Source organism: Halomonas qaidamensis, assembly GCF_025917315.1.
GTDB classification, from domain to species: domain Bacteria; phylum Pseudomonadota; class Gammaproteobacteria; order Pseudomonadales; family Halomonadaceae; genus Vreelandella; species Vreelandella qaidamensis.
Window position 1 is genome coordinate 1,585,664 of sequence record NZ_CP080627.1, and the last position, 25,716, is coordinate 1,611,379.

Genomic DNA, 25,716 nt, shown 5'->3' on the forward strand with positions numbered 1-25,716 from the left:
GCAGCATAACAGGGGTTTTTGTGCAGTGCAACATTGCTGAGGATTGGATTTATAAAATATGTAACTGTCGCTGAGGAAGTTAATAATGCGTGTAGATTTACCTAACGCGTCGATGGCGCTAGGCTTAAGCGTATAGATAACCGTTACCACTAAAATAATCATTATAAAACATTATGTTAGTGATGTGGGTAGCGTTAGTTTAGGTTGTTTTAAAAGGAGTGCAAGGATGGACACACGTATTGAACGGGACAGCATGGGTGAGCTTGATGTGCCTGTGAATGCACTTTATGGTGCTCAAACACAGCGGGCTATCAACAACTTTCCTGTTTCGCATACTCCCATGCCATCAGCGTTTATTCATGCTGTCGCGCGTATAAAGCTTGCTGCCGCACGCAGTAACTATCAGTTGGACTTGCTGGATAAGCCTCGTGCCGATGCGATCATTAAAGCTGCTGGAGAGGTAATTGAGGGTCAGCATGACGAGCACTTTCCGATCGATGTCTTTCAGACAGGGTCTGGTACGTCGACTAATATGAACGTTAACGAAGTGCTAGCGACGCTTGCGAGTCGTGAAGGGATCGACGTAACGCCAAATGACCACGTTAATATGGGGCAGTCGAGCAACGACGTTATCCCGACGGCCATTCACTTGTCGGCAGCGATAGCTGTTCATGAAAGGCTTCGTCCTGCCTTAGTGTCGCTGCAGGCGACGATTGACCGTAGGGCTAGTGAGTTGGCTCACGTTGTTAAAACAGGTCGTACCCATCTAATGGATGCCATGCCGCTGCGTATGGATCAAGAGTTAGGAGCGTGGTCGAGCCAAGTGGGGCAGGCTATTGAGCGTTTTGATAGCGCCATGACAAGATTGTGTCGATTAGCGCAAGGCGGTACGGCGGTAGGCACCGGTATTAATGCGCCTGAAGGGTTTTCCGAGCTAATGGCTCGCGACTTAAGTCAGCAAACCGGGCTGCCCTTTGAGCCTAACGAGAGCTTTTTTGCCAGTTTGGCCTCCCAGGATGCTGCCGTAGAGTTATCTGGTCAGTTAAAGGGATTTGCATGTGTGGTTATGAAGATCGCTAACGATTTGCGCTGGATGAATTCAGGGCCGTTGGCAGGGCTGGGCGAGATTGAACTTGAGGCACTGCAGCCTGGTAGTTCCATTATGCCGGGTAAGGTAAATCCTGTGATTCCTGAGTCGGCCGCCCAAGCAGCAGCACAAGTCATCGGCCTGGATGCCGCAGTAACGGTTGCTGGGCAGAGTGGTAACTTTCAGCTCAACGTGATGCTGCCGTTAGTAGCGTCGAATCTTCTTACATCGATTACCTTGATGAGTAACACAGCCACTTTGCTGGCTGAACGTGCTATCGCCACCTTCCGCGTGCGTGATGATAATTTACAGGGGCCACTCGCACGGAATCCTATTTTAGTGACTGCTCTTAATAGTGTGATTGGCTATAACGCCGCTGCCGCGGTGGCTAAAAAAGCCTATCAAGCTGGGCGGCCAATCATCGACGTCGCCGAAGAAGAAACTGATCTGGATCGCGCAACGCTTGAGCGCTTGCTAGACCCTGTTGTGCTTACGAAAGGAGGCATACCTAAGTAGCCTCTGTTGAGTGGTTAAAAGGTCTGTTGAGTGTTAAAGGGTCTGTTGAGTGTTAAAAGGGCAGACGTTAGGTTTCTTGCTTTTCCGTTTTGCCCTTTTGAATGGTTTCACTCGCCTCTTGGCGCTCTGCTGCACTGGCATCAGGTGTGTCGTGCTCATCCTGGCGTGAGGGGCGGTAGCAAAAAGTTGCCAATATAGGAAAGTGATCAGACCCAAACGCCCCAAGGCGTTGCATGTTAACGAGAGTGAAATGCTCGCTAACAAATGCGTGGTCAAGAGGCCAGCGAAGAATGGGGTAACTGGCATGAAAGGTACTGAACATACCGCGTCCACGGCGTGGATCAAGCATGCCTGCTATACGGCAGAAGCGCCGAGTTGTTCGTGACCAGGCAACGTCATTCAGATCTCCTGCGACAAGAGTGGCTTTTGGGTCTTGATGGATTTCTTTTCCAATCCATAAAAGCTCCGCATCACGCCATAGAGACTTTTCGCTTTCACTGGGCGCTGGTGGCCTTGGATGAACGGCAAATAGACGGATATGCTGGCCGCTTTTCAGTTCTACCTGAGTGTGAATTGAGGGTATGTCGTCTTGTATAAGCCACTTTACCTCGGTATTTTTCAGCGCTAGCCGTGAATAAAGATGCATGCCATAAAGGTTATCTAGTGGAACCTTAACGCTATGAGGCCATTGCTCGTCTAGTGCTGGATCCAATTGATCTTGCCACCATTGATCTGACTCTAAAGTGAGAATCATATCGGGCTGATGGTGCGTTATCATCTCCAGGAGTTTTTTTGATTGACGGTTTGGTGTCAGTACATTGGCGATGAGTAGGGTGATCATCTGGTCTTCAGGCGCGTTATGTGCGGTTTTAACCTGAACTGGCCAGAGCTTTGTCCATGGCAAGATGTAGCGTAATTGCAGCCCTAACGTAACGAATGAAACAAGTATTGCTGTCACTTGCCACTGTCCTGGTTCTAATACCAATAGGCTCGCCAAGCCGCACGCCAAAGCGAGCACGGCGATTTGTAGTCGAGGAAATTCAAAACTGCGCACCCACCACCAGCGCATCGGCACGCGAGCGATAAGAGTGGCAAGTAACAGGGAGATGGCGGTGCATCCTAGCAAAGGCCCAAGCAAGGTTTACCTCCTGGTTTAACCGTGAATAGTTATTAATCTACGAAATAGTCGCTAAGCTATGATCAGCTTAGCGGCAAGAAGAGATATGTGTCGATCTCACTTTGCAATTGAGCAGTGTTAGTTTATTAGCCTCATTTCAAAGTGCTAAAAACTACTTGCAATTCAGCTATGAAGCCGTAGAATACGCATCCGTTGCACAGCAGGACCATAGCTCAGTTGGTTAGAGCGCCACGTTGACATCGTGGAGGTCGGCGGTTCAAATCCGCCTGGTCCTACCATTTACGTTATGTGCAACTAGTTACTTATACTTTTTATGTAGCTTACATTTAGGACCATAGCTCAGTTGGTTAGAGCGCCACGTTGACATCGTGGAGGTCGGCGGTTCAAATCCGCCTGGTCCTACCAAATACCTGCACTTGAAAGCCCCCTGCATATGCACGGGGCTTTTTTGTTATTGGTTGATAAAGAAGGGTAGGTCAGTTTGGCGAATAAACGTAGCCACAAGTGCTTCAATGCCTGACTGATCTTCTTGGCTAAAGCGTGCGTGCTGGGGGCTATCTAAGTCGAGCACTCCCCATAGGTGGCCGTCGATCACGATGGGAACAACGAGTTCTGAGCGTGAATCCGCATCGCAGGCGATATGATCAGCAATGGCGTGAACGTCATCAACGCGTTGAGTCGCCTGCAGGCGTGCCGCAGCTCCGCAAACACCTTTGTTGAAGGGGATTGGGTGGCAGGCGGGTTTACCCTGAAATGGGCCAAGGCTGAGCTGGTTGGGCTGGCGTTGGAGATAAACCCCCACCCAATTTAGCTCTTCTAATGTGTGATAAATAAAAGCGCAGGTTTGAGCGCTATTGGTTAGCCAGTCTCGGGTGTCTAGTAAGGCTTCAAGCTGCCGATTGAGCAGCGCATAATCAACACTATGCATACGCATTCCTTATGGGATTAAACGCATCATGCCAGCCCTAAGGCTGGCATGATTAAATTGCTAGAAAATCGGTGCTGTTTATTCGATCCAGCCAGGAACTGCCGCACCCTTAAACAGTTCTTCTGCTTTTTCGATGACTTCATCGCGCTGGTAAGCATCAACAAGTTGACGGATTTCTTCGCGCTCTTCATCGCCGCCACGCACCGCGATTAGATTGACATAAGGGGACTCAGGCCCCTCCTTGATTAACGCGTCATCTAGGCTCAAGCCAGCCGGTTGAGCGAACGTATTATTAATGAACGCCATGTCCACATCGGGTAGCACACGGGGTAGCTGTGCTGCTTCAATTTCGCGGAAGCGGAAGTTACGCGGATTTTCAGCGATGTCAATGGGGGTGGCTTCCAGGTTGCTCGGATCATTTAGTGTGATCAGACCCTGGTTATGCATCAGAATGAGTGCACGTCCTTCATTAGACGGATCGTTAGGCAGTGCGATTTGAGCGCCATCGGGCAGCTCTTCAATGCTGTCGTACTTCTCAGAATAAGCGCCGATCGGGTAAACAAAGGTGTAGCCCGCAATGGCAAGATCATATCCACGGTCATTGACCATGGCCTGTAGGTACGGTTCGTGCTGGTATGCGTTAGCGTCTAAACTGCCGTCAGCGAGCGCAGCGTTAGGCGTCACGTAGTCAGTAAACTCAATGATTTCGACGTTTAGGTCGAACTCTTCTTTGGCAATCCGAGCAGCCACTTCCATAACTTCGGTTTCGGGGCCTGCTACGGTGCCCATTTTGATGGTGCGTGTTTCTGCGTTAGCAACATTAACCGCTAGTGCTAAAGCAGTTAGGCCGCCGATGAGTAGTTTTTGCATAGTGTCGCTCCTGTCGCGCAGTAAAGGTTGTATGTGATTATGGAGTAATAAAGAATAAAATTCTAATGCGTTTTGGTTATATTCGTCTATGCCGATAAAAGGCACAGGCTATTATCACTTGCGGTCACTTTTACGCACCAAGTAGTCGCCCAGACTTTGGAAGCCCTGCACCATAATCACTAAAATAACGACGGTAATTAGCATGATGGTTGGGTTAAAGCGGTTATAACCATAGCGAATTCCTAAATCACCAAGCCCGCCGCCACCTACTGCTCCTGCCATGGCAGAGTAGCTGACCAGTGTCACTAGTGTAATCGTTAGGCCTGTGATGATGCCGCCCCTTGCTTCAGGGATGAGAACTTTGGTAATAATTTGCCAGGGCGTTGCACCCATTGATTGTGCAGACTCAATAAGCCCAGGAGATAGTTCGTTAAGTGCACCTTCTATTAAGCGAGCAACAAAAGGAATAGCAGCAATAGTTAGCGGCACTGAGGCTGCATTAATGCCAATAGAGGTGCCTACCAGCATGCGCGTGAAGGGAATAATCGCTACCATCAAAATGATAAAGGGGATTGAGCGGCCAATATTGGTAACAATGCCTAGCACTTGATTAAGCACCGGCATGGCCAAAATTTGGCGAGGACGGGTAACGTAAAGCATCACGCCAAGCGGCAGGCCAAGTAGGGTAGCAATGACGCCGGAAATGGCCACCATGTAAAGCGTATCCAGCGTGGCTTGTAAAATAAGATCAAACATTGCGCTGGACATGGCCGAGTACCTCTACCTGTAGTTGATGTGCTTCTAAATAAGCCATTGCTTCCTGGGTTTGTGCGGGGCTGCCGAGCAGCTCAGCAATCATCAGGCCTAGCGTACGGTCTTGAATAGACTCGACCTTTGCCTGAAGTATGCTGACGTCAACGCTGCACTCTCGTGCTAAGCGAGAAATAAGGGGGGTCGAAACCGCATCGCCGGAAAATGTTAGTCGAACAACAGGGTGAGTATGCTCACTCGGCGTGTCGCTTAACCGCTCAATCAACTCTTTAGGCGGACTGAGCTGCAAAAAGTCATTCAGGAACTCTCGACCTAACTGCGTTCTAGGCGCAGTGAAAAAATCACCGACCTCAGCATCTTCAACAAGCTCGCCATTGGAAATAAGACTTACGCGGTGGCAAATTGATTTCACCACTTCCATTTCGTGGGTGATCAGCAAAATGGTGATACCAAGCTGCTGATTAATTTCTCTCAGCAGCTCAAGGATAGAGCTAGTGGTCTGGGGGTCCAGTGCTGACGTGGCTTCATCGCACAGCAATACGTTGGGTTTACTGGCCAGTGCACGGGCAATGGCAACGCGCTGCTTTTGACCGCCAGAAAGCTGGGCTGGATATTGCTTGGCTTTATCAGACAAACCTACCAGCTCTAATAATGGCGCTACACGATTTTTAATAGCGCTGCGACTTTCACCCATTAATTCAAGTGGGAGGGCCACATTGTCAAATACTGTGCGCGTTGTTAGCAGGTTGAAATGCTGAAAAATCATTCCAATACGATGGCGGGCGCGGTTTAATTCGCCACGGCTAAGGCGAGTCATTTCCTGACCGTCGACGACTACGCTGCCAGTGCTTGGCCGCTCAAGCAGGTTGACGCAACGAATAAGAGTCGATTTACCTGCGCCCGAAAGGCCAATAACGCCGTGAATCTTGCCTTTGGGGATCGTTAAATTAACGTCTTTTAGGGCATGTACGGTGCTATCACCGGTGCCATAGGTTTTACTTACATTGCTAATTTCAATCATAGCGTCTGCCTTAATGGTAGGCCGAAGACGGAGTGCGAGGGAGCAAGCGTAGGGCGGGAAATAAAAAAAGGCCACCCTTACGGGTGGCCATCAACGCTGGACACACCCTTTTAGCTGCACTTCACCAAGCTATTCGCTGGGTGGACGCCCGCAATCTGGGTACAAATCGGCGTCATTACATTTGCGGCGAAAGTCTAAAGAGTGGTGGCTGGCTTGTCAATTAGAACCCTTCTATTTCATGCTTTTGTGCTTGGGAGCAGATTTATTTACTGACTAAATGACTTTAAAGAGTGGTTAGTGCTTTTTTATGTGTTTTTTGGTTGGTTGCTGTCAGGGAAAGCTATTCCAATGCTGGTATCTGGGGCTTTGGCTGCACAAGCCCTAGGCATTAGTAGTAAGCTTGCACAAAATTTTTAACTCTATTTTATCTTGAAAGTGTTTCATAAGAGGACCAAGCCATATGTTTACAGGCATTGTGCAAGGCGTCGCTAAAGTTGTTGCGGTAAACGAACTCGAAGAGTTTCGTACCCATGTTATTGCATTACCTGAGGAAATGCGCCGAGGGCTGTCGATTGGGGCATCGGTGGCTCATAACGGTGTTTGCCTGACGGTAACCGCCATAGAGGGTGAAAATGTCAGCTTTGACCTGATGCGTGAAACATTGCGTTTGACAAATCTTGGTGCAATTGCACCAGGGCAGTGCGTCAACATAGAGCGTGCGGCGCGCTTTGGTGATGAAATTGGGGGGCATTCCATGTCCGGCCACATTATTTGCATGGCTCGCGTAGTAGCAATAGAAGAGGCGCCTAACAATCGCAGGCTATGGTTTTCACTGCCAGAGAAAGTCGCTAAGTTTGTATTTGAGAAGGGTTACATTGGTGTTGATGGTATTAGCTTAACCGTAGGTGATGTGCGCCCCGCGAGCGATAGTGCTGGGGTTGAGTTCAGTGTCAATTTGATTCCAGAGACGCTGGCGCGCACGGTATTAAAAGACCGATTGTTGGGTGACCGAGTTAATATCGAGATTGATCCACAAACTCAAGTGATTGTAGAAACGGTAGAAAGGGTGTTGGCTAGCCGTCTTTAGAAGGTTATTTTGATCTACCGTTGACCGATCGGTTAGCTCATGGCCTGAAGTTTGCTATTCATATAAGTGGGTGGGCGACTTCCCATCAACGCTAGCGGCACACGGGGTACTCGCAAGACGAAGAGCCTTTCGGTAATATGTGCCGCTTTTCTCGCATCAAGGGACGCATTCAGCGTAAGCGCGAAGGATAAAAACGACATGAAACTTCTGGACAACTACTTCAAGCTCACTGAGCAGAAGACCACTGTAAAAACCGAGGTGATCGCTGGATTCACCACGTTCCTTACAATGGCTTATATCATTTTCGTTAACCCGAGCATTCTTTCGGAAGCGGGGATGGATTATGGCGCGGTGTTTGTTGCCACCTGTGTGGCTGCTGCGATCGGCTGTTTTGTCATGGGGCTTTGGGCAAACTACCCAATCGCACAAGCACCGGGAATGGGGCTAAATGCCTTTTTTACCTATGGCGTTGTACTTGGCATGGGCTATACCTGGGAAGCGGCATTAGGGGCTGTCTTTTTCTCTGGTTTTGCCTTCTTTTTGCTGAGTATTTTTAAAGTCCGTGAATGGATCATCAATTCAATCCCGCTCTCGTTGCGTTTAGGCATTGCTGCAGGTATTGGCTTATTCCTTGCGATGATTGCACTTAAAAATGCCGGTATTGTGGTCGCAAATCCAGCCACCTATGTGGCACTTGGTGATCTATCCCAGCCTCCCGCACTTTACGCCTTATTGGGCTTTTTCGTTATTACGGCGCTTTCCTACCTGCGCGTAACCGGCGCGGTAATGATAGGTATTTTAGGTGTTACGATCCTTGCGATGTTGTTTGGTCATAACCAGTATGGCGGTATTATGTCGATGCCTCCTTCCATTGCACCTACTTTTATGGCAATGGATTTAATGGGCGCGCTGGATGTGGCAATGCTTAGCGTTATCTTTGCCTTTTTGTTTGTTGATCTGTTCGACACATCAGGCACGCTCGTAGGGGTTGCTCATCGTGGCAAGCTGCTGGATGAAGATGGCAAGTTGCCACGCATTGGTCGCGCCATGATGGCCGATAGTACCGCGTCTATGGCAGGTGCTGCACTGGGTACTTCAACAACGACTAGTTATATCGAGTCAACTGCAGGTATCGCTTCGGGTGGCCGCACCGGCTTAACCGCAGTTGTGGTGGGGCTGCTGTTCTTGATTAGTCTTTTCTTTGCACCATTAGCAGGGTCTATTCCCGCTTATGCGACCGCAGGTGCTCTGCTGTATGTAGCTGTACTGATGGCGGGCAGCTTGGCTAATGCTAATTGGGAAGATCCTACTGACGCCGCGCCGGTACTAATTGCTGCCCTAGCCATGCCGCTGACCTTCTCTATTGCAGAAGGTATCGCGCTAGGTTTCATTAGCTATGTGGCGATTAAGACTTTGGCTGGTCGTTTTAGCGATTTGAATCCAGCCGTTATTATTTTGGCACTACTGTTTGCAGCGAAGTTTTTATTCCTGGGTTAAAAGCCCGTCTTACTATTAATCAATGAGAGACGCGATGAGCATCTACGGCGACTACATTAAGTCCGTTATTCGCACGGTTCCTGACTGGCCAGAGCAGGGCGTAAATTTTCGTGATATCACGCCACTTCTGCAAAATAGCGCTGCCTTTCGCAAGCTGATCGACAGCTTTGTGCACCGTTACCAGGAAATGAACTTAGATGCCATCGCGGCTATTGATGCCCGAGGCTTCATTATTGGTGCGCCGCTGGCATACGAGCTAGGCTGTAGCTTTGTCCCTGTGCGTAAGAAGGGCAAGCTGCCGTTCAAAACAATCAGTGAGACTTATACGCTTGAATACGGTCATTCAGAGGTTGAGCTTCATTCCGATGCTTTTCAGGAAAATGATCGCATCCTGTTGATGGATGATCTGATTGCAACAGGTGGCACCATGCTCGCAGCAGCGAATCTTATTCAGCGCTCTGGTGGTCAAGTGGTAGAAACAGCAACCATTATTGATCTCCCTGAACTGGGTGGTTCTCAGAAAATTCGCGATGCTGGTTATAGCGTATTCGCGGTATGTTCCTTCACTGAAAGCGAGTAACGCACCTTATGAGCAGCGAGCGCTATCATCAACACTTCACCGTTTCTTGGGATCAGCTACATCGCGATGTGCGCCAGCTGTGTCATCAGCTAATAGAACGGGACTTTAAAGGCATTGTAGCGATTACCCGTGGTGGTTTAATTCCTGCAGCGCTGATTGCACGCGAACTTAACATCCGTTTGATCGATACTATTTGTATTAAAAGTTATGATCATATGGATCAAGGTGGTTTAGACATCATGAAGGGCGTTGATCATGATGGCGATGGCTGGCTGCTAGTCGATGACTTGGTGGACACTGGTAAAACCGCGCGTGCTGTTCGTGAAATGCTGCCGAAAGCACACTTTGTGACAATTTATGCCAAACCAGAAGGACGTCCTCTGGTAGACCAATACCTTACCGAAGTGGCTCAGCAGTGCTGGATCCAATTTCCTTGGGATATGGGCATTGCGTATGTTGAGCCGCTAGCGGATCAACTGAAGAAGTAATATGGCTAACCCGCTACCCGACGACTGGAAGCAATGGCTTGGGCAAGAATTTCAGGCTGACTATATGTCAGCGCTGAAAGCATTTCTGGCCCAAGAGAAAGCAGCAAAAAAGGTGATTTATCCGCACTCATCGCACTGGTTTCGCGCTTTTGAGCTGACGCCTTTAGCCTCTGTAAAAGTCGTTATTTTAGGGCAAGACCCTTATCACGGCCCAAACCAGGCTCATGGCTTGTGTTTTTCAGTACAGCCAGGCATTCAGGTACCTCCCTCTTTAGTCAATATTTATAAAGAGTTAGCGTCTGATGTGGGTTTTAGGCCTGTGCGTCATGGCTTCTTAGAGTCGTGGGCGACTCAGGGAGTGTTGTTACTGAACACTGCGCTAACGGTTGAGCAGGGCAATGCCGCTTCTCACCGTGGTAAGGGGTGGGAGCACTTTACCGATTGTGCCATTGAAACGGTCAGTCAGCATGCTGAACCATGTGTCTTCCTGCTATGGGGTAGCCATGCGCGTCAGAAGAAAGCACTGATTGATCAATCGCGCCACTTGGTATTGGAGTCTCCGCATCCGTCTCCACTCTCTGCGCATAGAGGCTTTTTTGGTAATCACCACTTTTCTAGGGCCAACCAGTTTCTAACCGAACATGGGCGCTCACCGATTGAGTGGCAATTGCCGGAAACCCCTTAACCTAATGGTCAGTTGCGGGTAGAATGGCGCGCAATTTTGTAAGCTTGTCGATGCGACCTAGGTCGCCATCCTGAATCCCCTGCAGCGAGGAAGTCCCATGAGTGTTTACGCCATTAACCATCCGCTTGTTCAACATAAGCTGGGACTAATGCGCGAAGCTGATTTGAGCACCAAGAGCTTCCGAGAACTAGCAGGTGAAGTGGCGAAACTGCTTACTTATGAGGCTACCAAAGGTCTCGAACTTGAAGATCATGAAATTCAAGGCTGGAACAATGCGCCAATTGCCACGCGACGTTTAAAAGGCAAGAAAGTGACGGTTGTGCCGATCCTACGTGCTGGCTTAGGCATGTTGGAGGGAGTCACTGACCTGATACCCAGTGCTCGTGTCAGCGTTGTGGGACTTTATCGTGATGAGGAAACACTTCAGCCAGTGCCTTATTTCGCTAAGTTTGCAAACGATATCGAAGAGCGCATGGCGCTTGTGATTGACCCTATGCTTGCGACGGGTGGTTCAATGGTTGCAACACTAGATATGTTGCGCGAGCGGGGTTGTGAGCATATGAAAGTCATTGTGCTAGTGGCTGCGCCTGAAGGTATCAAACGAGTCCAGGATGCTTACCCTGATGTTGAAATTTACACCGCATCAGTAGATGACCGGCTCGATGAGCACGGCTATATCGTGCCTGGCTTGGGAGATGCTGGCGATAAAATTTTCGGGACGCGCTGAGCTTTCTGACTAACAATGCCCCTTACGCTTTGCGTCGGGGGCATTTTTTTGGCTAACCACCTACTTTTTGCTAACCACCTACAACGAAATATTGGAAGCGTTTAAATGAGCAATTCAGCAAGTCATGAGTCTTGGCCAAAAATGCTGCTAACAGGCGCGCAAATGCTATTTGTCGCGTTTGGTGCGCTGGTATTGGTGCCGTTACTGACCGGGTTAGATCCCAGTGTTGCGCTATTTACCGCTGGAGTTGGCACCCTAGTATTTCACGGGGTTACTAAACAAACGGTACCGGTTTTTCTGGCCTCCTCATTTGCATTCATTGCCCCGATTCAGGGTTCGATTGCAAGTTTTGGCGTGTCGGCAACGCTGGGGGGGCTGATGGCTGCGGGGGTTGTTTACGTTGTTATTTCCCAGGCAGTGCGTGTTAAAGGCACGGCATGGCTACATAGGTTGCTGCCGCCTGTTGTGGTCGGGCCGGTTATCATGGTGATTGGTTTAGCATTGGCGCCAGTCGCTGTCAGTATGGCGACAGGCGAGACAAGCGATAACATTGGTTATGGTCAAGCGATTTTCCTTTCTATGGCCAGCTTGCTAGTGACGCTTGTATTAGCTGTTTTTGGGCGTGGAATTTTACGTCTGGTGCCGATTATGGGCGGCATTGCAGTAGGGTATGGCTTAGCGCTTGTGATGGGTGTCGTCGATTTTACCTCCGTACGCGATGCTGCTTGGTTGTCGGTGCCTAGTTTTACCGCCCCTAGCTTTCACTGGGCAGCGATTTTGTTCATGATTCCCGTTGCAATTGCTCCCGCAGTTGAGCATATCGGCGACATGGTGGCGATAGGCTCGGTGACCCGTAAAAACTATCTTGAAAAACCTGGCCTTCATCGCACCTTGTTAGGTGATGGATTGGCGACCATGACCGCTGCCTTGTTTGGTGGACCTCCCAATACTACTTATTCAGAAGTCACGGGGGCGGTGACGCTGACTAAGGCGTTTAACCCGATGTATATGGTAATTGCCGCCGTTATCGCGATTGTACTGGCCTTTGTAGGTAAGCTGGGTGCGTTATTGCAAACCATTCCAGGCCCTGTGATGGGGGGGATTATGACCCTGCTGTTTGGCTCCATTGCGGTGATTGGTATGAACACTCTGGTGCGTGCTGGTCAGTCATTAACAGCGGCGCGTAATCTCGTGGTGGTCTCGTTAATTTTAGTGTTTGGGATAGGTGGAATGCAGTTCGGAGGCGGACAGTTCACTCTTCAAGGCGTGAGCTTAGCCGCGCTGGTCGGCATTGCGCTAAACTGGCTCTTGCCTGTTGAAAAAGAGGGTGAGTAGCTACTTAACTGTCTGCTCATTTACTATCTGTTCATCATTGGGAGTCGTTAATGGAAAAGGCCATTGATAGTCCATTTCCTGTGCTAGGCATTGCCGCATGGAGCGGAACCGGTAAAACGACCCTGTTAGCGCAGCTGTTGCCTCGACTGCGCGAGGTGGGCCTTCGGGTGGGAGTAATAAAGCATGCCCACCATAGTTTTGACGTGGATCAGCCAGGGAAAGACAGCTATCAGCTTCGTAAGGCGGGCGCTGAGCCGATGTTGATTGCATCTCGGGAGCGTTTTGCTCTGATGCAAGAGACGCCTGACCAAGAGGAGCCAGATTTAGCCCACCTTGTTTCAATGATGGCTTACCATGCGCCAGATTTGGTCATCGTAGAGGGGTTTAAAACGTGGCCAATTCCAAAGCTAGTTCTGTATCGTGAGGGCATTGGAGATGATTCCATTATGAGTGGTGATTGGGTGCAAGCAGTGGCGCTAAGCGGTTCGTCCCCTGAGTCGCTGAGTCCAACCGTAAAGCGGCTAGATCTTAATAATAGTGAAGCGATCACGCAGTGGGTGCTCGAATGGTTAAGCGCCCAGCCCAACATCACCACTTCCTAACACCATGGCTTGATTAAATAGGTAACGATATGCAGCTAACTCACCTCAATAGACACGGCGAAGCCAACATGGTTGACGTCGGAGATAAGCGAGAGTCCCGTCGTGAGGCGGTGGCGTCTGGACGTATCGTTATGCAGCCTAAAACATTGCAGCTGCTGAGTGATGGCGATTTACCGAAAGGCGATGTACTAGCGACCGCTCGTATTGCTGGCATTCAAGCGGCTAAACGTACTCACGAGCTGATTCCGCTATGCCATTCATTGGCGCTGTCGAAGGTCTCCGTTGACTTCGATATCGATCACGCTAACGGGTGTGTTCATGTCTCAGCGCTATGTCGCCTTAATGGGCAAACAGGGGTAGAAATGGAAGCCCTAACAGCCGTGTCGGTGGCGTGTCTGACACTTTATGATATGTGTAAAGCGGTAGACAAAGATATGCGCATTGAGGCCATTCAGCTGGAAAGTAAGCGAGGGGGAGTCCGCGGAGACTACCAGCGTGGTGCGCCAGAGCCTATTGTGACCGGCGGTAGTTTGGCTGGAGAGGTCAGCTTGGGTGAGCGCTGTTCATCGCCTTGTGTACGGGTGAAATTCCTTGCTGAATTACGTGAAAGGGTGGAAGAAAGTGATCTTTCTATAGGGCTTGATCAACTGCCAAGTCGAGATGTGGCTGGATTGAAAGCGGCATTAAGCGCTAGGGATTCGCGCTTTAACGTGCTCTCTGAGCAACGCACGCTATGCGCTATTAACCAAGTAATGGCAAACGATAGTGCACGACTTACTGATGAGGATGAAGTTGCCTTCTTTCCTCCAGTGACGGGGGGGTAAGTCCATGACTGACATCGCAGAGACTGAGTTGGATATTGCCGTTAGGGTTCAAGAAGCGCCGTTTGAAATGGATGATGGCTATGAAAGTACGCTTCGCCAGCGTACCGATATTGGTGCTATTGTCACCTTCACTGGGTTTGTGCGTGATTTTAATGAAACCCCAGATGTCATTAGGCTTACCCTAGAGCACTATCCTGGGATGACTGAGCGCACATTAACGCAGATTGGTGAACAGGCTTATCAGCGCTGGGCGTTGCAGGCCATACGGATTATTCACCGTATTGGTGATTTGGCCCCGGGAGACCCTATTGTACGTGTCCTGGTGGCTAGCGCTCATCGCCGTGATGCTTTCCAAGCTTGTGACTTTATTATGGATTTTTTAAAAACCCAGGCGCCATTTTGGAAGAAAGAGCACTCCCGCGATGGTGCTTACTGGGTAAAAGAGCGCCACACCGATCAGCAGGCGGCAGAGCGTTGGTAGTTAAGGATAACAAGCCAGGGATGGCGGGCTAAGGATATTAGTTTTGATCGCTAGTACCGCCGTGACCGTTAGTTTCGCCGTCTAAAACGTACTGCCAAGCGCTTCTGACGAGGGCATTTCGGTTGCCATTATCTGCAAGTGCACGTCTGGCATGTGTTGGAGGTGATTGGCTAACCAGTGAATTAATCTTGGCTGTAGCGCTTGGCGTAAATCAGCCAAGGTGGCCGCTTCTATCTCTTCCAGCTGGTCATCTAGCCATTCGCTGAAACTGTCTTCGTCAAGTGGGCTGGTCGCGCTAGCATCCAGCATTAAACGGCCAATCCGGCACCAGCCAGTGTCGGTAGCCGTAACGGGAAGCGCCAAAAACAGGCTGCCGCGTCGTGTCGAGTGAGAACCTGTCTCAAGCCCTGGATGAGGCACAACGCTATTTTGGTTCACGATACAGGGAGGCTGTGGGTGGCGAGCTTCGCAACGTAACCCTAGATTGTCGAACGCCAGCATGTCGCCATTTACCGGAGCGAGCGGAGCGTTAATGCCGAGGCTGGCGGCAATTTCCTGATGGGCGGCCTGGTGACGAGCTTCACCGTGAACTGGCAGCAATGTTTTTGGGCGAACCCATTGATACAGTTTTCTTAGCTCATCTTCAGCAGGATGCCCGGTAGCATGTAGTTCTGGATGGTTCATTTCATCGAAAATTACTACCCCAAGCTGCGCTAGACGTTTTTTAAGCTGTTCAATAGGGCGCTCGTTACCAGGTATAGCTTTGGCAGAAAAAATAATACTATCGCCAGGCTCCAGATCAACAAACGGATGCCTGCGCTGTGCTAAACGCTGTAGCGCGGCACGCGGTTCGCCTTGGCTGCCTGTGGCAATAATCACAACTTCTTCTGGCGGCAGATAGCCTAGATCATGGGGCGGCACTAACGGCGGAAAGTCGTCTAGATACCCCAGCCCTCTTGCCACACTCACCATACGCTCCATTGAGCGACCCATAAGACTGACCCGTCGGCCGCATTGTTGCGCAGCCAACCCAATGGCTAATACACGGGCGAGGTTGCTCGCAAAACATGATACAACGACGCGGCCTGTGCACTGTCTTAAAGTATGGGCAAGTGCCTTTGCTACGTCTCCTTCACTGCCAGAATGACCGGGCATCGGGGCATTGGTGGAATCGCCTACGACCAAATCAATAGGTGCGAGTGCACGAAATTGAGCAGCGTCAATGGGCATGCCGATTAACGGGTTAGGATCTAATTTCCAGTCTCCTGTGTGCAGTACGCGATAGTCACCTGCCTGCATTAGAATTGAGCAGCTTTCAGGAATTGAGTGGGTGACCGAAAGGTAACGCAGCGTAAAAGGGCCAAGTTCCATGGCATCGCCCGGCTCCACAACCTGAATGGCAGCGCTGCTAAGCTGGTGCTCTGCGAACTTGTGACGCAGCAACCCCGCTGCTAGCGGTGTTGCAAAAATAGGGCAGTTCCACTTAGGCCAAAGCCATGCCACAGCGCCAATATGATCTTCATGGCCGTGAGTAATGTAGAGAGCCTTAGGGGTAATGCTTAACGCTGCTAGTGTCTCTGTATTGGGCACCTGCAATGGGGAGTTAGGTAGATCTTGACGAATCATCATGCCGCAGTCGACGGCGATCCACGTATCGTCGTATCCATACAGCGTAAGATTCATTCCAATTTCACCACACCCACCTAGCGGCAGTAAGTGCAGCGGTGGGCGACGGCGGGGACGAAGTTGAACGCGTGGTGGATGCATCAGTAATGAAAAGCCTAAAAAGTAAGACCTTAACTATACGGGAAGGCAGGGGCGGGTAACAATCATCACGGCACTCAGCTGCGGTGCTTCCTTGCTATGCATAAGGTACACTATTTCACTTATATACAGTTTTCCTACTGATGGTAGGGGCTTGTCGAACGTGCCGTTAAAATATGTCAAGAGTGTTTATTTATGTCTCATTATTACCGTTTGGTGGTCTCTTGCCCTGATCAAGTGGGCATTGTGGCGCGTGTCTCAAGCTTTATTGCTCAGCAAGGTGGTTCTATTACTGAGGCAAGCCAGCACTCTGATCTTGAGACTGGTCGCTTTTTTATGCGTTATGAAATTCTGGCAGATTCGCTAGGTATGTCAGCAGAGGCGCTGCGTAGTGCGTTTGAGCCAGTGGCAGAGGCCTTTCACATGCAGTGGTCGCTGGTTGATACTCAAAAACGCAGGCGTGTGGTGTTAATGGTGTCGCGTGAGTCTCACTGCCTAGTTGATTTACTGTACCGTTGGCAGGCTGGTGAACTTGACTGTGATATCGTTGGGGTAATTTCAAACCACGAGGATATGCGATCTCTTACTGAATGGTATGGCATTCCATACCATCATGTGCCCGTTGATCCTGATAACAAGCAGGCTGCTTTCGAGCAAGTTCAAGCGCAGATTGATAGTGCCCGGGCTGACTGTGTGGTGCTGGCGCGTTATATGCAGATTTTGCCGCCTTCTCTCTGCTCACGATACGCAGGTCGAGTGATTAATATTCACCACAGTTTTTTACCCTCTTTTGCCGGTGCTAAGCCCTATCATCAAGCTTATCAGCGAGGAGTTAAGCTGATTGGGGCCACCTGTCACTATGTTACCGAAGAGTTGGATGCTGGGCCGATTATTGAGCAGGATATTCATCGGGTAAGTCACTGTCATACGCCAACAGATCTCGTGCGTTTTGGGCGCGATGTTGAAAAAGCCGTGTTGGCTCGCGGTTTGCGGTGGCACTTAGAAGATCGAGTGCTCATCCATGGTAATAAAACGGTGGTTTTTAGTTAATTACGAATAGGGACTGCCATGTCGTTTGCGCAGAGTGTTTTAGCCCCCTGGGCGTTGATATTGACTTGGTTGCTATCGCTTAGCATGCTTGTATGGATGCTGTGGCTTCGACCATGGCAGGCTCTGTTTGACGATGTGGCACTTCAGCACCGCTGGCTAGCAGCAACGGTAACGGTGGTGTTGATGTGGCAGCTGCGTGCTCAAGCGGTCGACTGGCTAACGTTACACTTAGTATTTACCGTCTTAATGACGCTGGTCTTCAAAATGCCGCTTGCGCTAATTAGCAATATACTGATTAACGTTGCGATGTGCGCTATTGGCCGCAACGAGTGGGCATTACTTGGGGCCAACGTGTTGGTAACCGGTATTGTCCCTGCAGTTATTACCGGGCTGGTATGGCGATTAGTTGATCGACGGTTGCCGGATAACCTAATGGTGTTTCTATTTGCATGTGGCTTCTTTGGCGCTGCGCTAGCGACATTGGGTGGCGGTTTATCAGCGGTATTGTTAATAGTCGTTGCAGGTACTGATCCCGAGGCGATTTATTTAGCTCAAGAGTATGCGCGCTTTCTACCACTACTCATGCCCTCGGAAGCCTTCATTACTGGCATGCTGTTGAGCATTTTGCTGGTGTACCACCCGGGTTGGGTAGCGACCTTTAATGACCACCGCTATATAGATTCTCAATGATACTCCAGTAATGCTGAGGCATCCTCTATCGATTGCCTCAGCATTATTTACACTTTCTTATCCAAGCGCTTGGCCATTGCCGCCACGGATGACACCGACACCGACCCCTTCAATATCTAGCTGCTGCGTACGCAGATCAATTTCAATTGGTGCGAAATCATTATTTTCTGCCATCAACGTCACTGTATGCCCTTGACGTTTAAAACGCTTAACGGTCACTTCATCTTCCAGCCTTGCTACCACAATCTGGCCATCACGAACGCGATCAGTCCGATGCACAGCAAGCAGATCACCTTCTAATATGCCGATATCTTTCATGGATAAACCACGCACCCTAAGTAGGTAGTCTGCTTTAGGGGTGAAATATTCAGCCGGTAGCGGACAATAACGATCAATATGTTCAGCCGCTAAAATTGGGCTTCCTGCGGCAACTTCTCCAATAACGGGCAGGCCGTTATGTGGTAGTGGCTCTGCCTGCGCAGGGAGTGTTGTGGCAGGAACATCGCTTATCTCTTGGGGTTCTTGATTAGGTAAGCGTATCCCTCGCGAGGTATTGCGAATAATGCGAATGGCACCTTTGCGCTCAAGTGCTCTCAGATGCTCTTCGGCCGCGTTAGGTGAGCGGAATCCCAGTGCTTTTGCAATTTCCGCTCGGGTAGGTGGATAGCCAAATTCACCCATTGTTTTAACAATAAAATCAAAAACATGTTGCTGGCGCGCGGTAAGTGGGCGTGACATAACAACCTCCAAAAATTGGACAAGACAGTAACTACCTGTCGGCTTAAACAGTATGTGGTTAAGTATACAGTATGTTGCTCTGTCCAGTACATGGTAGAGCGCCCTACAGTGGCGCTATCGGTGGCCTCTTATTGGTAAGGAGATCTATACGAATGAGCGTGGTGTTATCTCAGTAGCGTATCAATTGTAGTGTTCGGCAGGCGTTTGAATATGCGCTTAAAGCGTCCGTTAGCGTTGAACAAAAAGCCAACGATAAGTGATTGAGCCAGCTTACGTTATGGCATAGTATTTAACGATGTTTTAAACACTCGTTTTCTGGAGGGCGCTATGGCGCAATCTGATACGGTAACGCGTATCCTTGATACTGCAGAGGTACTATTTGCTGAGCGCGGGTTTGCTGAAACGTCGCTGCGCAATATTACCAGCAAAGCGCGGGTCAATTTGGCTGCTGTTAACTACCACTTTGGCTCTAAGAAAGCACTTATCCAAGCGGTGTTTGCACGTTATTTAGATCCGTTTTCTGAGCGCTTTCATACTGCGCTTGATGAGCTTGAAGCGCACTATCACGGTGATGTAATACCCCTTGAAGTATTGTTGGAAACAATGGCGAGCACGGTGCTGACGGTACCTGCCGAGCGTAATAGTCTGAAGGTCTTTATGCGTCTCTTAGGGTTGGCGTATAGTCAGGCACAGGGCCATTTGCGACGTTACATTCAGCAGCAGTATGGCGATGTCTTTACCCGCTTTACAGAACTTGTGCGTCAAGCAACGCCTGATTTGCCTGATGCTGAACGTTTCTGGCGGCTGCATTTTATGCTTGGTACCGTGATCTTTACGCTGTCTGGGCTAGATGCACTGCGAGACATTGCCGCCAAGGATTATAATGAGCAAGTAACGGTAAGAGATTTGGTGAGACGCTTACGCCCAGTGGTGGTTGCCGCTATGAATGCGCCGCTGCCACCTGCCGCTGACGAAGGACATTATGCGAACGCCCACGCTAGCTGAGCTGCCGCCATTGGATGAAGGGTGGATAGAAATTAATATCCAGCAACAGCAATTGTGCTATTGGATAGGGCGCACGCCGCAATATACGTGCGCTGTATCAACGGGTGAAAAAGGCGTCGGGCAGCAGGAGGGAAGTGGTCAAACGCCTCGTGGGTGGCACTATATCCGTGCGTCAGTTGGTGACGGTCTACCTGACAATGCGGTTTTTCGTGGGCGTCGATGGACGGGAGAGGTATTTTCGGCAGCACTCGCGGAGAAATTTCCTCATCGTGATTGGATATTAACGCGTATTTTGTGGCTTTGTGGTTTAGAACTGGGGCTTAACCGAGGCGGTAGTGTTGACTCTCAGCGTCGCTATATCTATTTGCATGGCACGCCACCCGACCAACCAATGGGTATCGCTGCGTCACATGGCTGCATCCGGCTGCGTAATAGTGATCTGCTTTTTCTATTTAAGCACGCCCGACCTGGTACACCTGTCTGGCTTCATGATGGTCAAGCCTAGTCGATTCATTACTGATTTTTTGACACACGATGCTGATCAACTAAAATCAGTCACCCTTTTGTTGGATCCATCACAATGACTCACTCTTTAGGCCCGGTCATGCTCGACCTAGAAGGGCCACGATTAACGCAAGCTGAAAAACATCTTTTGATGGACCCTGCAGTGGGTGGTGTCATTCTATTTGCTAGAAATGTCGAAAATGCTTACCAGGTCCGAAAGCTTTGCAGTGATATTCGTCGCGTCCGCAGCGAGCTTTTGCTTGGCATTGATCAAGAAGGTGGCCGGGTTCAACGTATCAAAGAAGGTGTTACTCATCTTCCTGCTATGTCGCGTATTGGTGAACAATTTGTTGATGATCCAACGACAGGACTCACGTTAGCTAAAGATACTGGCTGGCTACTGGGTATGGAAATGGCTGCTTGTGGTCTTGATATTAGTTTTGCGCCTGTCTTAGATGTTGAAAGTGGCATATCCACTGTTATTGGGAATCGCAGCTTCAGCACTGACCCTGCCCATGTCGCGCTTTTGGGGCAGAGTTTTATTAATGGCTTGCATGAAGCAGGTATGGCTGCGGTAGGGAAACACTTTCCTGGTCACGGGGGTGTTGCCGCTGATTCTCATGTAGCGTTACCGGTAGATGATCGCCCCCTGTCAGTGATTAAACAGCATGACCTTGTCCCGTTTAGTCAGCTGGCGGCACAGCTTGATGGCGTTATGCCTGCCCATGTTATTTACAGCGCATTTGATTCCCGTCCGGCTGGTTTTTCGCCTAATTGGCTGGGTATGTTAAGAGAGTCCCTAGGATTTAAGGGCTGTATTTTTTCCGATGATTTAAGCATGGCAGGTGCCCATGAGGCTGGTGATCCAAAGGCGCGCGCTAGCGCTGCGCTAGCCGCAGGCTGCGATATGTTGCTGGTCTGTAATGATCGCTCAGCTGCGTTAGAAATTGTTGAATCATGTCAAGGAATGCAAAGTAAACGACCCACCAAGCTACGCTATGGACGGGCCCGGCCAGATTTAGATGCACTAACTGCATTAGGTCGTTGGCGCCGCACCCACGCTAAATTAGAGGCGTTGGCTACCTAGTTACCTACCCTTTCTAACATCATTTAATTGTTAATCTCGTCCTGGAGTAACCCAATGTCTAAATTGGATAAAGAGGCGCTTGAGTCGCTTGACTCAATGCGTGAGCTGATGGATAACGCTGACTGCCTAATTTCCCAAGAGCAGGTAGAGCGTGCGCTGGATCGAATGGCTGAAGCGATTAGCAAAGATCTAGGAGATAAACTGCCGGTTTTTTACTGCGTTATGAATGGTGGTTTAATTACCACAGGACATCTGTTAACACGACTTGGTTTTCCGCTGGAAGTAGACTATTTACATGCAACGCGGTACCGCAACGAATTGCGTGGTGGCGAGCTTTTCTGGCGCGTTTCACCAGAAATCCCCATGGCAGGGCGCCACGTTGTCATCGTCGATGACATTCTTGATGAAGGGTCAACATTGGCGGCCATACTCGCCTATTGCGAGGAAGCCCAAGCGGCAAGCGTTACCACGGCTGTACTAGTAGACAAACAGCACGACCGTAAAGCAGTACCTGGCTTAAAAGCCGATTACTGTAGCCTTGAAGTCGCCGATCGTTACGTTTTCGGCTTTGGCATGGACTACAAAGGCTACTGGCGTAACGCCCCTGGGATATTTGCTCCTAAGGGCATGTAGTTAAGTTGAGATCTTAATAAGCCCAGTGCATTACATTGGCACTTTTTTAGGCTTAGCGAGGTGAAAAACGCCTCGTTAAGCCTGTTTCGGCAATCATACGCGTTGAAATCTCTTCTACCGAGAAGCGCGTTGTATCGATAAACGGGATATGCATCGAACGGTAAAGCGATTCTGCTTGACCAACTTCTTGTAAACATTGATCCATTGAGCTGTAACGGCTATTTGGGCGCCGCTCATTGCGAATCGCTGCTAGTCTGCGGGCATCAATTGTCAGGCCAAATAATTTATGGCGATGCGGTGCTAGCACTTTAGGTAGCTTCAAGCTGCCATCTTCATCCAGGTCATCTTCAGTCAATGGGTAGTTAGCTGCTCGTATGCCAAACTGAAGCGCTAAATAAAGAGACGTGGGCGTTTTACCGCAACGAGAGACGCCGACCAAAATAATATCGGCTTTATCGTATTGATGGGTGCGAGCACCGTCATCATTATCTAGTGCAAAGTGTACTGAATGGATGCGATCCATATAGACATCATCGCTACCAATTGAGTGCGTCCTGCCAACACTATAGGAAGAGTGCGTTTCTAATTCTTGTTCGAGCGGCTCTAGAAAGGTGGAGAAAATATCTACCTTAAATCCAGAGGCTTGCCGAATAACATTGCGAATGTCCTGATCTACGATGGTGTCAATAATAATAGGACGGTGACCATCGCGGTTAGCAGTAGACTCGATTATTTCTGCTAATGCCTGTGCCTTTTCTAACGTGTCGATGTAAGGCTTGGTTAACATATTAATTTCAACATCACTAAATTGGGCCAAGAGGCTACGCCCAAGGCTTTCCGCAGTAATGCCAGTGCCATCTGAAATAAAAAAAGCTGTACGCTTCATAACCAAGTCCACCAGTAAATAGAACGCCTATTGTGGGTTGCACCGCGGATTAGCACAATATTTGGTGCTTAATTCTGCGTGCTTTTCGTGCCCACTACATAAAAAGCTATTTATAGCGTTTTGTTGTAAAAAACCTCCACTCCGTACGCTATTAGACCAATGGCGAATGCTGTATGGCAATGCTAGGGTGGCATTGTCTATAAGAGTCGGCCTACCGGGTCGCGAAGCAGTCTAAAAGCGAGGGGGTTGCGTGGAAGAGTACATTCTATGGTTCGATCAGCTAGGTATGGCAGACGTCGAACGCGTGGGTGGTAAAAACGCTTCGCTTGGCGAAATGATATCGAATTTGTCGGGTGTCGGTGTGACAGTGCCAGGTGGTTTTGCCACGACGGCTCATGCCTATCGTGAATTTCTCTCTCACGAAGGGTTAAATGATCGTATCAATGCCACCCTTGCTCGCCTTGATGTCGATGATGTTAAAGCGTTGGCCGAGGCTGGAAAAACCATCCGCCAATGGGTTATTGATACCCCACTTCCCCCTGCATTTGAAAACGCGCTACGTGATGCCTATGAGCAGCTTCAAGCCAAACATCCTAGCTTGAAAGTTGCCGTACGCAGCTCGGCAACAGCAGAAGACTTGCCCGATGCATCTTTTGCAGGGCAGCAGGAAACGTTCCTAAACATCGAAGGCTTTAACAATATTAAGCAAGCGGTGCACGAAGTGTTCGCCTCGCTGTTTAATGACCGTGCGATCTCCTATCGCGTTCACCGCGGCTATGCCCATGAAAATGTAGCGCTGTCGGCGGGTGTGCAGAAGATGGTTCGTTCCGAGACCGGTGCCTCCGGGGTCATGTTTACTTTGGATACAGAGTCTGGTTACCGCGATGCGGTGTTTGTAACCGCTTCGTGGGGGCTTGGCGAAACGGTTGTTCAGGGGGCTGTTAATCCTGACGAGTTTTATGTGCACAAGCCCACGCTTGAAGCGGGCCGCCCTGCGGTACTGCGTCGCACACTGGGCTCTAAGTTGATCAAAATGATCTACGGCCAAGACGCCAGTGCCGGTAAGTCGGTTGAAACTGTTGACGTGCCACTCAAAGATCGTGGTCGGTTCTGTATTAACGATGAACAGATTATGGATCTCGCGCGGCAAGCCATAACCATTGAAAAGCACTATCAGCGCCCGATGGATATTGAGTGGGCGCTAGATGGCGACGATGGTCAGCTTTACATCGTTCAAGCTCGCCCTGAAACCGTTGTTTCTCAACAAGAAGGCGGTAAATTAGAACGCTTTCACCTGCGTGAGAAAGGACGCACACTGATCACTGGACGGGCGATTGGTCAGCGTATTGGGCGTGGTACGGTAAAAACAGTGCTAAGTCCTGAAGAAATGGACAAGGTTCAAGAGGGTGATATTCTGGTGACCGACATGACCGATCCCGATTGGGAGCCGATCATGAAGCGTGCGTCAGCGATTGTAACAAACCGCGGTGGACGAACCTGTCATGCCGCCATCATTGCCCGAGAATTAGGCATTCCCGCAGTGGTAGGGTGTGGTGATGCGACCACTCAGCTCAAAGAAGGCATGGATGTCACGGTGTCTTGTGCTGAAGGTGATACTGGGCACGTCTATGAAGGGCTTTTGGCATTTGATTGTAAGGTGTCAAGTGTTGATGCAATGCCTGAGATCCCCTTTAAAATTATGATGAATGTGGGTAATCCGGATCGTGCCTTTGGCTTTGCTGGTTTGCCCCATGCGGGGGTTGGTCTCGCCAGGTTGGAATTCATCATCAACCGTATGATTGGTGTGCATCCTAAAGCGCTGTTGGATTACGACACGCTGCCTGCCGATCTGCAGCAAGTTATCGATTTACGCACCGCCGGTTACGATGATCCAGTCAGCTTCTATGTTGATAAGCTGGTCGAAGGTATTTCAACACTGGCTGCTGCTTTTCACCCCCAGCGAGTGATCGTAAGGCTTTCTGATTTTAAATCAAATGAGTACGAAAACCTTATTGGTGGCAAACTCTACGAACCCGGTGAAGAGAACCCAATGCTTGGTTTCAGGGGGGCTTCTCGTTATATCTCAGATGCCTTTAGACCCTGTTTTGAGCTTGAGTGCCGAGCGCTTAAGCGGGTTCGTGAAGAAATGGGCTTTGATAACGTTGAAATCATGGTGCCCTTTGTTCGCACCACCGATGAAGCGCGCGAGGTAGTCGAGTTGTTGGCTGCTAATGGCTTGCCGCGGGGCGGTGAGTCTCATCCTGATGGCTTAAAAGTTATCATGATGTGTGAGCTGCCAGCTAATGCGCTACTGGCTGATGAGTTCCTTGAGTACTTTGATGGTTTCTCTATTGGCTCTAACGATTTGACCCAGCTAACACTTGGACTTGATCGTGACTCAGGTATCGTTGCGCACCTGTTTGATGAGCGAAATCCAGCAGTGAAAAAGCTGTTAGCCATGGCCATTAAGGCATGCAAAGCACAAGGCAAGTATGTTGGTATTTGTGGCCAAGGCCCTTCTGATCATCCGGATTTGGCCAAGTGGTTAATGGAGCAGGGAATTGATTCTGTCTCTTTAAACCCAGATGCAGTGCTTGAAACTTGGTTTATGCTGGCAGGTGAAACCATTGAATAATACGTTCTAGCAGCATGACGAATCTAATTCGTATCTTCGCCCGGCCATTGTGCCGGGCGAGTGCGTTTTATAGGCTACGCTTTGACT

General features: G+C 49.7%; 26 protein-coding genes and 2 tRNA genes. 20 read left to right on the forward strand and 8 right to left on the reverse strand.

Features of this window, described 5'->3' with window-relative positions:
- Nucleotides 1–226: 226 nt before the first annotated feature.
- The gene (locus tag K1Y77_RS07370) at nucleotides 227–1,603 is read left to right on the forward strand and encodes a class II fumarate hydratase (RefSeq protein ID WP_264431121.1); all 1,377 of its coding nucleotides are present in this window, start codon (nucleotides 227–229) and stop codon (nucleotides 1,601–1,603) included.
- Nucleotides 1,604–1,670: 67 nt separating this feature from the next.
- On the opposite strand, the gene K1Y77_RS07375 is transcribed toward K1Y77_RS07370, so the two are convergent.
- Nucleotides 1,671–2,741: an endonuclease/exonuclease/phosphatase family protein gene (locus K1Y77_RS07375; RefSeq protein ID WP_264431123.1), complete on the reverse strand. Its 1,071-nt coding sequence runs from the start codon at nucleotides 2,739–2,741 to the stop codon at nucleotides 1,671–1,673.
- 201 nt (nucleotides 2,742–2,942) lie between these two features.
- Between K1Y77_RS07375 and K1Y77_RS07380 the strand changes: the two genes are divergently transcribed.
- Nucleotides 2,943–3,019, forward strand: a tRNA-Val gene (locus K1Y77_RS07380).
- 50 nt (nucleotides 3,020–3,069) lie between these two features.
- Nucleotides 3,070–3,146: transfer RNA gene (locus K1Y77_RS07385), tRNA-Val, on the forward strand.
- Nucleotides 3,147–3,192: 46 nt separating this feature from the next.
- Here the strand turns inward: K1Y77_RS07385 and K1Y77_RS07390 are convergent.
- The 4 genes from K1Y77_RS07390 to K1Y77_RS07405 all read right to left on the reverse strand — a co-directional run bounded on the left by K1Y77_RS07390 (nucleotide 3,193) and on the right by K1Y77_RS07405 (nucleotide 6,331).
- Nucleotides 3,193–3,669, reverse strand: a complete 477-nt coding sequence (locus K1Y77_RS07390) for a GAF domain-containing protein (protein WP_030069387.1) — start codon at nucleotides 3,667–3,669, stop codon at nucleotides 3,193–3,195.
- 78 nt (nucleotides 3,670–3,747) lie between these two features.
- A complete protein-coding gene (locus K1Y77_RS07395; protein ID WP_030069389.1) occupies nucleotides 3,748–4,539 on the reverse strand; it encodes a MetQ/NlpA family ABC transporter substrate-binding protein in 792 nt (263 codons plus the stop codon).
- A 114-nt stretch (nucleotides 4,540–4,653) separates the two neighbouring features.
- On the reverse strand, nucleotides 4,654–5,307 hold the full coding sequence (locus K1Y77_RS07400) for a methionine ABC transporter permease (RefSeq protein ID WP_030069392.1): 654 nt from the start codon (nucleotides 5,305–5,307) through the stop codon (nucleotides 4,654–4,656).
- Nucleotides 5,288–6,331 carry a methionine ABC transporter ATP-binding protein gene (locus K1Y77_RS07405; RefSeq protein WP_030069394.1) on the reverse strand — a complete coding sequence of 348 codons (1,044 nt, stop codon included), beginning with the start codon at nucleotides 6,329–6,331 and terminating at the stop codon, nucleotides 5,288–5,290. Before K1Y77_RS07405 ends, K1Y77_RS07400 begins: the two co-directional genes overlap by 20 nt.
- 460 nt (nucleotides 6,332–6,791) lie before the next feature.
- Between K1Y77_RS07405 and K1Y77_RS07410 the strand changes: the two genes are divergently transcribed.
- From K1Y77_RS07410 to moaE, 10 genes are all read left to right on the forward strand, one after another.
- A complete protein-coding gene (locus K1Y77_RS07410; RefSeq protein ID WP_030069396.1) occupies nucleotides 6,792–7,418 on the forward strand; it encodes a riboflavin synthase in 627 nt (208 codons plus the stop codon).
- A 198-nt stretch (nucleotides 7,419–7,616) separates the two neighbouring features.
- Entirely contained in the window at nucleotides 7,617–8,915 is a 1,299-nt protein-coding gene (locus tag K1Y77_RS07415; RefSeq protein WP_030069398.1) for an NCS2 family permease, read from the forward strand.
- Between the two features lie 34 nt (nucleotides 8,916–8,949).
- Nucleotides 8,950–9,495, forward strand: a complete 546-nt coding sequence (locus K1Y77_RS07420; protein WP_030069400.1) for an adenine phosphoribosyltransferase — start codon at nucleotides 8,950–8,952, stop codon at nucleotides 9,493–9,495.
- Between the two features lie 8 nt (nucleotides 9,496–9,503).
- The gene (gene gpt, locus K1Y77_RS07425; RefSeq protein WP_030069402.1) at nucleotides 9,504–9,983 is read left to right on the forward strand and encodes a xanthine phosphoribosyltransferase; all 480 of its coding nucleotides are present in this window, start codon (nucleotides 9,504–9,506) and stop codon (nucleotides 9,981–9,983) included.
- Between the two features lies 1 nt (nucleotide 9,984).
- On the forward strand, nucleotides 9,985–10,668 hold the full coding sequence (gene ung / locus K1Y77_RS07430; protein ID WP_264018337.1) for a uracil-DNA glycosylase: 684 nt from the start codon (nucleotides 9,985–9,987) through the stop codon (nucleotides 10,666–10,668).
- A 97-nt stretch (nucleotides 10,669–10,765) separates the two neighbouring features.
- Nucleotides 10,766–11,395: a uracil phosphoribosyltransferase gene (gene upp, locus K1Y77_RS07435; protein ID WP_030069406.1), complete on the forward strand. Its 630-nt coding sequence runs from the start codon at nucleotides 10,766–10,768 to the stop codon at nucleotides 11,393–11,395.
- A gap of 105 nt (nucleotides 11,396–11,500) precedes the next feature.
- Complete coding sequence (locus K1Y77_RS07440) at nucleotides 11,501–12,730, forward strand: uracil-xanthine permease family protein (protein WP_030069408.1); 1,230 nt, start codon at nucleotides 11,501–11,503, stop codon at nucleotides 12,728–12,730.
- Nucleotides 12,731–12,780: 50 nt separating this feature from the next.
- Entirely contained in the window at nucleotides 12,781–13,332 is a 552-nt protein-coding gene (mobB, locus tag K1Y77_RS07445; protein WP_264431131.1) for a molybdopterin-guanine dinucleotide biosynthesis protein B, read from the forward strand.
- 29 nt (nucleotides 13,333–13,361) lie between these two features.
- The gene (moaC, locus tag K1Y77_RS07450) at nucleotides 13,362–14,156 is read left to right on the forward strand and encodes a cyclic pyranopterin monophosphate synthase MoaC (RefSeq protein WP_030069411.1); all 795 of its coding nucleotides are present in this window, start codon (nucleotides 13,362–13,364) and stop codon (nucleotides 14,154–14,156) included.
- A gap of 4 nt (nucleotides 14,157–14,160) precedes the next feature.
- Nucleotides 14,161–14,637 carry a molybdopterin synthase catalytic subunit MoaE gene (gene moaE / locus K1Y77_RS07455; RefSeq protein WP_264431133.1) on the forward strand — a complete coding sequence of 159 codons (477 nt, stop codon included), beginning with the start codon at nucleotides 14,161–14,163 and terminating at the stop codon, nucleotides 14,635–14,637.
- A gap of 81 nt (nucleotides 14,638–14,718) precedes the next feature.
- Here moaE and K1Y77_RS07460 read toward each other — a convergent pair whose 3' ends face one another.
- Nucleotides 14,719–16,320, reverse strand: a complete 1,602-nt coding sequence (locus K1Y77_RS07460; RefSeq protein ID WP_030069416.1) for a ribonuclease J — start codon at nucleotides 16,318–16,320, stop codon at nucleotides 14,719–14,721.
- A gap of 276 nt (nucleotides 16,321–16,596) precedes the next feature.
- On the opposite strand from K1Y77_RS07460, the gene purU reads away from it, so the two are divergent.
- Both purU and K1Y77_RS07470 read left to right on the forward strand, forming a co-directional pair.
- Nucleotides 16,597–17,451, forward strand: coding sequence for a formyltetrahydrofolate deformylase (gene purU, locus K1Y77_RS07465; RefSeq protein ID WP_030069418.1), 855 nt, complete (start codon nucleotides 16,597–16,599; stop codon nucleotides 17,449–17,451).
- A gap of 18 nt (nucleotides 17,452–17,469) precedes the next feature.
- Complete coding sequence (locus tag K1Y77_RS07470) at nucleotides 17,470–18,141, forward strand: energy-coupling factor ABC transporter permease (protein WP_030069419.1); 672 nt, start codon at nucleotides 17,470–17,472, stop codon at nucleotides 18,139–18,141.
- A 57-nt stretch (nucleotides 18,142–18,198) separates the two neighbouring features.
- Here K1Y77_RS07470 and lexA read toward each other — a convergent pair whose 3' ends face one another.
- Nucleotides 18,199–18,879, reverse strand: coding sequence for a transcriptional repressor LexA (lexA, locus tag K1Y77_RS07475; protein ID WP_264431136.1), 681 nt, complete (start codon nucleotides 18,877–18,879; stop codon nucleotides 18,199–18,201).
- A gap of 327 nt (nucleotides 18,880–19,206) precedes the next feature.
- Between lexA and K1Y77_RS07480 the strand changes: the two genes are divergently transcribed.
- The 4 genes from K1Y77_RS07480 (at nucleotide 19,207) to K1Y77_RS07495 (ending at nucleotide 22,108) form a co-directional block, all read left to right on the forward strand.
- Nucleotides 19,207–19,884, forward strand: a complete 678-nt coding sequence (locus K1Y77_RS07480) for a TetR/AcrR family transcriptional regulator (RefSeq protein WP_264431137.1) — start codon at nucleotides 19,207–19,209, stop codon at nucleotides 19,882–19,884.
- Nucleotides 19,862–20,389, forward strand: a complete 528-nt coding sequence (locus tag K1Y77_RS07485) for a L,D-transpeptidase (protein ID WP_264431139.1) — start codon at nucleotides 19,862–19,864, stop codon at nucleotides 20,387–20,389. Before K1Y77_RS07480 ends, K1Y77_RS07485 begins: the two co-directional genes overlap by 23 nt.
- A gap of 75 nt (nucleotides 20,390–20,464) precedes the next feature.
- Nucleotides 20,465–21,475 (forward strand): beta-N-acetylhexosaminidase, encoded by a 1,011-nt coding sequence (nagZ, locus tag K1Y77_RS07490; protein WP_264018332.1) that lies wholly within the window; start codon nucleotides 20,465–20,467, stop codon nucleotides 21,473–21,475.
- A gap of 54 nt (nucleotides 21,476–21,529) precedes the next feature.
- Complete coding sequence (locus K1Y77_RS07495; protein ID WP_009723414.1) at nucleotides 21,530–22,108, forward strand: hypoxanthine-guanine phosphoribosyltransferase; 579 nt, start codon at nucleotides 21,530–21,532, stop codon at nucleotides 22,106–22,108.
- A 52-nt stretch (nucleotides 22,109–22,160) separates the two neighbouring features.
- Here the strand turns inward: K1Y77_RS07495 and ppsR are convergent, their stop codons facing one another.
- Nucleotides 22,161–22,994 (reverse strand): posphoenolpyruvate synthetase regulatory kinase/phosphorylase PpsR, encoded by an 834-nt coding sequence (gene ppsR / locus K1Y77_RS07500; RefSeq protein WP_030069428.1) that lies wholly within the window; start codon nucleotides 22,992–22,994, stop codon nucleotides 22,161–22,163.
- Between the two features lie 250 nt (nucleotides 22,995–23,244).
- Here ppsR and ppsA point away from each other — a divergent pair, with 250 nt between their 5' ends.
- The gene (gene ppsA, locus K1Y77_RS07505) at nucleotides 23,245–25,629 is read left to right on the forward strand and encodes a phosphoenolpyruvate synthase (protein WP_030069431.1); all 2,385 of its coding nucleotides are present in this window, start codon (nucleotides 23,245–23,247) and stop codon (nucleotides 25,627–25,629) included.
- Nucleotides 25,630–25,716: the final 87 nt, after the last annotated feature.